11 protein-coding genes and 1 CRISPR repeat array are annotated in these 9,458 nt (G+C 43.5%); of the genes, 5 read left to right on the top strand and 6 right to left on the bottom strand.

Translation table 11 applies throughout. From position 1 onward, the window contains the following. Positions 1 to 49: 49 nt before the first annotated feature. From H6G26_RS34740 to H6G26_RS34730, 3 genes are read right to left on the bottom strand one after another with little or no spacing between them, the layout of a single operon-like run. Positions 50 to 265, bottom strand: coding sequence for a hypothetical protein (locus H6G26_RS34740; protein ID WP_190735699.1), 216 nt, complete (start codon positions 263 to 265; stop codon positions 50 to 52). Positions 266 to 277: 12 nt separating this feature from the next. Beyond that, positions 278 to 1,189: a CRISPR-associated protein Csx3 gene (locus tag H6G26_RS34735; protein WP_190735697.1), complete on the bottom strand. Its 912-nt coding sequence runs from the start codon at positions 1,187 to 1,189 to the stop codon at positions 278 to 280. Between the two features lie 44 nt (positions 1,190 to 1,233). Continuing rightward, a complete protein-coding gene (locus tag H6G26_RS34730) occupies positions 1,234 to 1,539 on the bottom strand; it encodes a CRISPR-associated protein Csx3 (RefSeq protein ID WP_190735695.1) in 306 nt (101 codons plus the stop codon). An 18-nt stretch (positions 1,540 to 1,557) separates the two neighbouring features. Here H6G26_RS34730 and H6G26_RS34725 point away from each other — a divergent pair, with 18 nt between their 5' ends. Together H6G26_RS34725 and H6G26_RS34720 are read left to right on the top strand one after the other, a co-directional pair. Then, a complete protein-coding gene (locus H6G26_RS34725; protein ID WP_347242554.1) occupies positions 1,558 to 3,036 on the top strand; it encodes a TIGR03985 family CRISPR-associated protein in 1,479 nt (492 codons plus the stop codon). An 8-nt stretch (positions 3,037 to 3,044) separates the two neighbouring features. After that, positions 3,045 to 3,623, top strand: coding sequence for an HD domain-containing protein (locus H6G26_RS34720; RefSeq protein WP_190735692.1), 579 nt, complete (start codon positions 3,045 to 3,047; stop codon positions 3,621 to 3,623). Positions 3,624 to 3,631: 8 nt separating this feature from the next. Then, positions 3,632 to 4,986: direct repeats of the CRISPR family, unit length 37 nt; unit sequence GTTTCAGTCCCCGTGAGGGGATTTGGTTAGTGGAAAC. A gap of 238 nt (positions 4,987 to 5,224) precedes the next feature. On the opposite strand, the gene H6G26_RS34715 is transcribed toward H6G26_RS34720, so the two are convergent. The 3 genes from H6G26_RS34715 to H6G26_RS34705 are packed head-to-tail and all read right to left on the bottom strand — an operon-like array spanning position 5,225 to position 6,829. Then, a complete protein-coding gene (locus tag H6G26_RS34715) occupies positions 5,225 to 6,154 on the bottom strand; it encodes a hypothetical protein (protein ID WP_190735690.1) in 930 nt (309 codons plus the stop codon). Positions 6,155 to 6,198: 44 nt separating this feature from the next. Beyond that, positions 6,199 to 6,549 carry a helix-turn-helix transcriptional regulator gene (locus H6G26_RS34710; RefSeq protein WP_199327223.1) on the bottom strand — a complete coding sequence of 117 codons (351 nt, stop codon included), beginning with the start codon at positions 6,547 to 6,549 and terminating at the stop codon, positions 6,199 to 6,201. Continuing rightward, on the bottom strand, positions 6,524 to 6,829 hold the full coding sequence (locus H6G26_RS34705; RefSeq protein ID WP_190735686.1) for a hypothetical protein: 306 nt from the start codon (positions 6,827 to 6,829) through the stop codon (positions 6,524 to 6,526). Before H6G26_RS34705 ends, H6G26_RS34710 begins: the two co-directional genes overlap by 26 nt. Here H6G26_RS34705 and H6G26_RS34700 point away from each other — a divergent pair. The 3 genes from H6G26_RS34700 to H6G26_RS34690 all read left to right on the top strand — a co-directional run bounded on the left by H6G26_RS34700 (position 6,823) and on the right by H6G26_RS34690 (position 9,453). Then, positions 6,823 to 7,635: a hypothetical protein gene (locus H6G26_RS34700; protein ID WP_190735685.1), complete on the top strand. Its 813-nt coding sequence runs from the start codon at positions 6,823 to 6,825 to the stop codon at positions 7,633 to 7,635. The genes H6G26_RS34705 and H6G26_RS34700 overlap by 7 nt on opposite strands. Positions 7,636 to 7,835: 200 nt before the next feature. Continuing rightward, entirely contained in the window at positions 7,836 to 8,189 is a 354-nt protein-coding gene (locus tag H6G26_RS34695) for a hypothetical protein (protein WP_190735683.1), read from the top strand. 328 nt (positions 8,190 to 8,517) lie between these two features. Continuing rightward, the gene (locus H6G26_RS34690; protein WP_190735681.1) at positions 8,518 to 9,453 is read left to right on the top strand and encodes a hypothetical protein; all 936 of its coding nucleotides are present in this window, start codon (positions 8,518 to 8,520) and stop codon (positions 9,451 to 9,453) included. Positions 9,454 to 9,458: the final 5 nt, after the last annotated feature.

The following is a 9,458-nucleotide window of genomic DNA, read 5'->3' as shown; positions in this document are numbered from 1 at the left end:
TCATTTAATCCTGTCTTTATTACTACTGGATATTGAACGGCTTCGACCCTTAGCACTTAGTCATGGAATTGACATTACTATTTCCAGGTGCAAGATATGAGTTTACTGCATCAACTAATTCCTGAAATTCCTCTGCAACTTGTTCCCTAATTTTCAATGCTTGGTGCATCTTTTGTAAGACTGGCAAATCATATTTAGGTTTTCGCTCATCACCCCAAGCCAAACACCAAGTGATCGCTACACTAACAGAACTCATCTTTGCCATTTTTACTTTACCTCAATTTAAACCCACCAAAACACGCGCCAATGCTTGCACCATCGGGCGACTAGAAACATCCTCCCCACGCTGTAACCGATGAACACTACCTTTCAGAATCGGCGTTTCTTCCAAGATCGCGTCACTTACACCTTCATAATCACTGGAAATAATTGCCACCACTTGCAAACCTAAAGACTGACAAAATCCTTGCCAAGGTGCAATCTCACACTCATCCTTCACCAAAATTACCGCATGAGTCGCTTGGGACATAATCAAGCGATTTTCCTCAGATATTTTCCCACCTACATCAAATATAAATATTGGTGTATTAATACTCTTGACTTCTTGGGCTTTCAATTGGGCAAACTCTGAGGTAAATCTAGCCTTGTATTCAGCTTTTAACTTTTTCGCCAAATCCAAATCGCGCCGTGCAGTTTCCCCATACCAAGAACCATCACCATCTGGACAACCAGAGATGAAATAAGACTCTGGTGCATTGGAAATCTGCAATAACGTCTGTTTTAAACCATCTCGAAAGCAAGTCTTTCCTGTATTCGCAAACCCACACAGCACAACTTTGATACTTGAATGTTGCTGCGATCGCACTATATCTAACGTATCCCCTACTATATATCTTGGGTGTTTGCTGATGGTAATTACATACCTATCCAGCCCTTTGTCGCCAATCTTCGGGTCAAAAAAAGCGATCACATCATACAATTTAGATAATTTATCAGCTAATACCTGACTAACCAGTACTGATGTGCGTCCATTAATTTTAATCAGGGAACCACCAGAAAGTTCACCCGAAGCAATCATTGCATCCAACTGCACCGCTACATCTCGCACAATCTGGTCGCCTGTAGCAAGTGTTGCACTAAACCCAATTTTCAAAACGTCGCCTTCGAGACTTATGTGATACGTTGTCATAAAATTTCTTGCTAGCTACACCCATCTCCTCCATCAGTCAAATATCAATCTATTAAGTCCCCTAGTTTATACGATGGATTGTGTGTGATAGAAATGACATATTTACATAACTTGGGATCGTAAAAAGCAACAGCACCATATATATGAGCAAGCTTATGTGCTAGAACAAACGCTACAGGAATAGAAATAGGCCCATTAATCTTTAGAAGTGGCCCTCCCGCGAGTTCTCCTGATGTTGCCATTTCCTCCAATCGGGCTGCGGCATCGCGCACAATCTGGTCATTTTGAGCCGGTTCACCAAAATTTATCCGTAAAATTCCTTCTTTTAGCTCGATTTTGTAAGAACTCATTACCTTTAGATTTATATAATGCGTACATCATACACGCACTTGGAAGAAGTGTCTTCCAAGATGCTGTATCTTGGTATTATTATTTTTATCGAGACTCGGCTGGTGTCTGAACTAGTTTTTCAAGATATTCCTGACATAGAACTATTGCAGTGCTTAGGACACGGGTATCTCAAGCAAAATTTAATACGAGCAATTCGCTTGTGGGTGTGGCTGCGTTCGTTATACGGCTCCGAAGGAGCATCGCTGTATAGAGATAATCAAGACCGTATGGTTTTAGATGACTCTTTCTCTTACGCAGACTGGCGAAATGCATTCTTTAGTTCTACACATCCTAAAGGAGAAGAAATTCCTGCCATACATGACTCTGATTGTCCCTGTGCCAAAACCGTAGCCGAATGGTTATTTAGTGAAAAAACAGGGATAGTTGCTACCCACTGGCGAAAATTAATCCTTGCTCACACAGGCATGGGTGAATCTGAACTGGATACTTTATTGCAACGGCGCTTATTTGGCGTAACTCGTCGTTCTCTACAGGGTGATTTGGAAATTCTAGCTAAACTCGGCTGGCTTGTATACAAATACGAAAAATACTATCGGGTGTGCGAGTTTCCACCACGGCCCGTAACTACAAAAGATGAGGCAAGTGCTGCTAAAATCGGTGCTTATGAATTGAGTTTCATGCATGAAGATTTGGTAGGGTTGGCAGAAAATCACTCCCAAAAAATCAATGGAGTACAACGTTTCTTCTTAAAACTCGATTATGTGATTCCTCGTAGCACTTTAGATAAAGTTGATGATTGGCAATACGAGTTAAAACAACTTTGGGCTAAAACTCCAGTTCCACCAGTCAAACTAACTTATGGTAGTGCCAAACTTGGTAATAACGTTGATTGTATCGTTTACCCAGTATGCATCTACTACGTACAGAGGGCAGTTTATCTGTGTGCCTATGGCGAAAGCCCTCAAAAAGATACTAACTGGTATAATTTTCGCCTTGACCACATTCGGAGTTTGGTTGCTTTAGAGTGGACAGACCCGAAACTGCCCTCAAATTTACAACAGCAATATCAACAGAAGTCTTTACCAGACCCAGATGATATCGCTTTGGAGATGTCTAAAGCATGGGGATTTGATTTCTACTTGCCTTCCCAACTGATGTTACTCCGATTTGACCGGGAATTCTGCAATCGCTACGTTAAAGGTACTGAACGCCACGATACTTTTGAAGAAATTAGCTACCAGCAAGTACAACGTTTAATTCAACGTGAAATTAAACAACCTCAACAGCAAGATTTACTAAAAGTCCTTGCCAAGCGTTCGCCAAAAGACGCTTACTATCAAGCACGTATCCGATATCGAGATAACGAACACAGAGATAACAATTTAGTCATGCGTCTGCGGGCATGGCAACCAAAAGTTGAAGTTTTAACACCTTGGGATTTACGGCAAAGCTTTGCTGCTGATGTCGCTACCCAATTTCAGCTTTATCACAATTGACAATCACTATGAACCCATCAAAACTGACTGAACGATTTGAATCAGCACTAATCTACGCGACTCGTCTTCATGCTAAACAGAAACGTAAGATTAGCGGCGTTCCTTATATTTCACATTTGTTGAGTGTCGCAGCTTTGGTTTTAGAAGCTGGAGGCACGGAAGAAGAAGCAATCGCTGCTCTTTTGCATGATGCAGTCGAAGACCAAGGCGGCAAACCCATTCGTGAAGATATCCATCGACTCTTTGGTGAAACAGTTTTAGCTATTATCGATGGCTGTACTGAGTGGGACACACCTCCTAAACCTCCCTGGCAAGAACGTAAGCAGTGTTACCTCAATAATCTCCGTTCTGCTTCACCTTCTGTACGCTTGGTTTCTCTGGCTGACAAACTACATAATTCCAGATCGCTTTTAGCTGATTGGCAACAATGTGGAGATGTCGTCTGGACTAATTTTAGTGCTGGTCGAGAAAAAACTTTGTGGTTTTACCAATCATTAGTTCAGGTTTACCAACAGACCGGATCTGACTGGATGACACAAGAAATCGAAAGAGTTGTTAATCAATTGTGCCAGGAAAGGCTTGCTTAATTTGAAGATTTTCAGCCCCCATTAGAGGATTTGGTTTGTCGAAACCCTCCAGGTCAACCGATACCTAACATCAGCCCCCCAGTTTTCAGCCCCCGTTAGGGGATTTGGTTTGTCGAAACTATCCAGCAGCATACGAGAAATATTTCTTGTTTATGTTTCAGTCCCCTTACGGGGTAATGGTTTGTGGAAACTTGGGGTGAAGGTACGGTTATTACGCTTGTTGGTGAGTTTCAGTCCCCGTGAGAGGATTTGGTTTGTGGAAACTCCAGCTAATACAGAAGCTCTATTTTCTCCTGCTGAGTTTCAGTCCCCGTGAGGGGATTTGGTTAGTGGAAACTTGAGTCAAGCAGAACCGACAGAGATGGGTAATCTAGTTTCAGTCCCCGTGAGGGGATTTGGTTAGTGGAAACCATCAAGGATTATGTACAGGCTGTCACTGATTACAAGTTTCAGTCCCCGTGAGGGGATTTGGTTAGTGGAAACCAAATTGCCATGCGCGAGAATGTCGAGAATTTCTTGTTTCAGTCCCCGTGAGGGGATTTGGTTAGTGGAAACTGGAAGATGATTATGAACAACTCACTCAAATATTTATGTTTCAGTCCCCGTGAGGGGATTTGGTTAGTGGAAACTTTGATATAGCCCTTGCAGAAAGGTTGATTAAGCAGTGTTTCAGTCCCCGTGAGGGGATTTGGTTAGTGGAAACATTTATCAAGCTTATGGACAAGCTTGTTGTTATAAGTTTCAGTCCCCGTGAGGGGATTTGGTTAGTGGAAACTTGATTTTAGCCGAATGATTTAATATAAACAAAAAAGTTTCAGTCCCCGTGAGGGGATTTGGTTAGTGGAAACCCAGGTGAGATTATTTGGCGAACAAATAACCACGAGTTTCAGTCCCCGTGAGGGGATTTGGTTAGTGGAAACATCGCACGAGAATTTGAAGTGCAAATCAAGGGGGCATGTTTCAGTCCCCGTGAGGGGATTTGGTTAGTGGAAACTTTATAGCTGGCGAAACTTGTGTGAATACTTAAATTGTTTCAGTCCCCGTGAGGGGATTTGGTTAGTGGAAACTTAGCTGCGTTATCGTCAAGCGCTCGACGCATACAGCGTTTCAGTCCCCGTGAGGGGATTTGGTTAGTGGAAACTTATATGTCCGGTTCTATCAAATGGTTCGTTTACACGTTTCAGTCCCCGTGAGGGGATTTGGTTAGTGGAAACTTAAAGCTTGCAGAAATAGAAGCAAAGGGGGCATCGAGCGTTTCAGTCCCCGTGAGGGGATTTGGTTAGTGGAAACCCAGGCGAACGGCTAAAGTATCCAAGTCCAGAGGTTGTTTCAGTCCCCGTGAGGGGATTTGGTTAGTGGAAACGGCTCGGTGCTGAAACTGTTACAGAGCAGGCTTCCTGGGAAGCGTTTTGGCGAACCTCAAAAATAGGTCGATTTCAGCCGCTCTTATTGCGACTAATTCTTAACTCCCCTTGGCACTGAAACTGTGAAACTATTTACTTGTCAAGGTTCTGGCGATTTTGGCAGATCCCCAGGGTTTTTGACCCCGCTTCGACTTGCCAAATATTGAACTGATTTCACAATCATAAGATGTGTATTTATTATTGTCTATGAGTTTGTGGAGATTGATCTATAAGCCCGTATTCTCGCTCAATCAAACTCAACAATTTCTCTTCGATAGCCGTTAAATAAGGACGATTCACTTTACCCAACGACTGCAACAGATTTTTGGCTGTCTCTTCCAGTGAGTCTGAATACACTCGACTGATGCGATTGCAAATCACCTGCATCTGCTCACACTCTTGGGGCAAGTAATCGTATGATTTCAGGTGTTGCAACCCAACTGTGTGTTCGCCATCCCACATTCTCACGGTGCAACTAAAGTCATTCACTGCGCTGACAATTGCCCAACACCCACCCTTTCCTCTAAGTTCCGGGTTGTCCTTAACTAAGATTTGGCAGACTTCACCGATTTGGTAAGTATTAGGTACTTGGGTACGCTCTATGATGCGCTGCACAACATCTTTGACGATCCGGTGTGAGGGTACTTTCCCGTTGGCAGACTCTACAGCTTGCTCCCATGCTTCGGGCTGAATGTCCGGGTCAAGCTTGGACAGTGGCCTGATTTGCCACTCATTAGTCGGCAGAATGTGAACGGAACGTTCACATTTTTCCACCAAATTATCAAAAATAACCGCAGCTTCTATTAAATGGTAGGGCTGTCTGCGGCTAAAACCAAAGCGTTCGCGGCAATAATCTTCAAAAGTTTTGTGCGTGGAACGATATAATCTGCGATCGCGTAACTCAGTCAATGCCTTCCCTGCTTCAAAGAACGCTCGTTCTACCCTACGCTCCAAGTGCAGGCGATCGCTTTGCTCCTGCTCGGTTAGTTCCGGTACTTCAACAGCAGCAATATCGATGATTGCTGAAGCTGGGTTTTCTGAAGGGGTAATGTCTGAGTTGATGGGCAGTTCTGGATTGCTTAATGCGGCAGAGGTAGCTTGTTTGCGCTTACGGGGTGGGGTGTTCATGCTTCCACCTCTTCTAGCTTAAGTATGCTCAGGAACAAAAATACTTATGATGCCTCCTTATTAGGTGTTAACCATAATACCTGAGTATTAGGTTTAGCTGGTTTACCAGGATTAGATAATTGCTCATTTTCGGCTTTTTGTAAACCTTTTGATTGAATATCCCCAGTTGTAGGGTCGCCATCATGATCAAAAGTGTAGTCAAACAAATCCCCAGGTGTAATTATTCGGTTATCACCTGCGGCTTGATACGCCTTTGTTAAACCATTACATAAACTGTTTAAAACTCTCCCACTGATCTGTTCAATTTCATCAGCGTTTTTCAGTTTTGAAATGGACGTTGGGTGGATACCCGAAAGTTCAGCAAGTTCTTTATTGCTGATTTTCTTCTCTGCCATTAATATTCTTAGCCGCCAACGAATCATCTTTTGAGAGTCTTTTTTTGTTTTCCTTACTCTCATAGTTTCCTCCACTAATGCTTTTATAGCTAGATCGCTTACTTAAAGCGATTCCTTCAAATATAGCAGCCATAACAATTAATATGCAAGCTTGACAAATATGTAGCGAGGTCGCTACATTTATAGATAGCAAAAAGCGACCGCACCTCTCTCGCAAATTGGAAGCGATCGCTTTTGCAAAACATCCACCATACAGATGGCGTAACCAATATAATGACACACCAAATCTACAGCCAACAACAGCTGCAACTGAAATCGATTGCCCGACTCAAGCAAATCTACAGCGAAATCGCCTGCACAGTCGAAGTAAGCGACAAACGCTGTAAGGATGCCTGGATTTCGGCCATTGTTAACTATCAGGCAAGCAAGATTCAGAAAGTCACCCTCGCTGCCCCCGACGAACAAGCCCTCGCTCAAGCCGAACTAGACGGCTACATCGCTGACCAAGCCCAAATTGTAGCTCCCGAACCCTTCAGAATAGTCGAAATCTCGTTTGACCATCACGAATATTACGCTGGTAATCAACTGGTAGCCAGCATCAGCTATGACGACAACCACTTAACCCAACGCTGGGTAGTCATGGTCAATGACAAAGAAGTATTTCGTGCCAATACCCCAATGCGTTGCGATCGCTTCATCTGCACTCACTACAAAGATGGCTCATTACCTGTGCAGGAACAACTTGCAACACCCTGCACTACTGAAAACCGAATCATGGCGCATATCTTCAACGAGTGCCAGAATTACGGTTACGAAATCCTCAACGACGGCATTTACAACGACGATATCAAACTAGGCGAAGTAGGGCAGACTGACAGTAACTGGTGGTTAACACGCGCAGCAGACGAAACCCAGCGCATAGCCTGTGATTCTGCAATGGATGTAGTGCAATCGCTATCGATGGTGAACGTGTCTACTGGTGGTAAATCCATTTTTGATGAATATTTTTTAGAGCAACCGTTAGAACAGCTAACTGGTAATAAATTGCAACGACTGCTGGAAAGAGCGGAGTTAGTAACGGCGTAATTCAGGAGTCAGAATCCAGGAGTCAGGAGTCAGTAAAGAAACAAAGAGCAGGGTGCAGAAGTTAATAAAATCTGCCTTCCTTTCTCCTCTTTTTCCCACCTCTTCCCGAAATTCTGACTTCTGTTAGCGGTAGCGGGGCGTTTAGCCCATTCTGACTCCTGAATTCTTCTCTCATTTTCCCTTCATTCACCTATTCATCTATGCAACCCACAATCTCGATCCCACAACACTGGCCCTACCCTCGCTTTAACTTGGAACAGCGTACACAACAGGGCATCATCCTGGGACTTTATTACTATCCTTTGAGTACAGAGTTGGCTGAACAATTTGATGATGGTTGGCGCTATGTGCTGATGCCTAATAAAAACTCTAACGAAACATCGTACTTGCAAGAAGATCAAATCCAACCGCTTACACCAGAAGAATTATTCCACCAAATCACTACTGAAATTGACTTTTACCAACAGCAGATAAATATTCTCAACCGTCAGTTAACCGCATTAACTAAGGATGCAAACAATGGCGAAGGAAGTAAGGAGTTAGACCGTAAATAATAGGGAAAAAGGAGAAGGGTTAAAGGGTAATGGGAACATCCATATTTAAAAATACTTGCTCTGTACTGTATTGAGAAAAGTCTTTCCTCCTTCCTTTACCCTTTCCCCTTTCCCCCTCCAATTCCCACCTTTCTGGTTAATACAAAAGCGTTCACCTAAAGGAATGCCATTACTTTAGATGAACGCACGGAAGTTTTTCTCCCGCTACAGATTTCTAATTATCACACACAAAGCATTAATCAATGAAATTTTCGCTGAGGTGAAATATGACTTAAGAAGTGGTGTTGAAATCAATATCTAAAATTTGGAAATTTAGTTAGGAGTCAATATGAATTTACCTTTGAATCAAAATGTTTTTATCGAGTCTCCCTCATTGAGAACTTCTGCACTTTCTAACCTTGATGATTCACGCGCAGAAATGGTTCTAAGCAAAGCCAAGGCAATAGTGTTCGCTGTCTGGGAGGGTAATGGTTGGGCGACTACTGGAATGATTGCAGAATATTTTTCAGTCACAGAATCCGCAGTCAAAGAAATCTACAGAGTTAATCACTCGGAATTCCAAGCTACAGAAACTAAAACCCTTACAGGTAAAGAGCTAAGGGATGCTCGACAGATGCTCTGTCTACCATCAAAAACATCCCAGGCGAGAGTTTTTTCGGCTCTTGGGGCGTTAAGAATCGCAATGATGTTACAGCAATCCACAATCGCAGCACAAGTTAGAACCATCATTTTAGATTTAGTTGCAGCCATTAAAAGTGTTCCCTCTCAAACTCATTCACCTATCCCAGCCCTCCCTCCAGTCGAGCAACGGCTACATACTTTTGTACAGGCCATGAAGACTTTAGCCGAACTCACCGGTGGCAGACTCAACCCTTACATGGAACAGAATTGCAAAGACTTCGCTGCCAATCTGATAGCTGACTACAACAGACAGTCCCTTACCAGCACACAAGAAAAGTGGATGGGCGTGGTGAATTTTGCAGAGAGCGAACTTGGAAAGAAAGTCCCTATCAGTGGCCCTCACTACCGGGGACATCTTGGCACATGGGTGAGAACATTTTACCCACAATTAGGCGATCGCCAAGAAACGCGATTGGTCAATGGTGTGCAGCAGCCTATCTATGTCTACGCTTGCCACGATCCGGCTGTTGCGGCTGGGCTGACCAAAGCTGTAGAAGAATTTTTCGCTCACCCAAGCCCCGGTGCAGCGCTAAGGCAGGCTGGTGCTTTCGCTAGCAAAAAGGAACCAGTGCTGACCAAGTGAAAGCG

It is taken from the genome of Nostoc sp. FACHB-888, from assembly GCF_014696655.1.
In the GTDB taxonomy this organism is placed as follows: domain Bacteria; phylum Cyanobacteriota; class Cyanobacteriia; order Cyanobacteriales; family Nostocaceae; genus Nostoc.
Note: the sequence above shows the minus strand (reverse complement) of the source record. Positions and strands in the feature narration are given on the sequence as shown.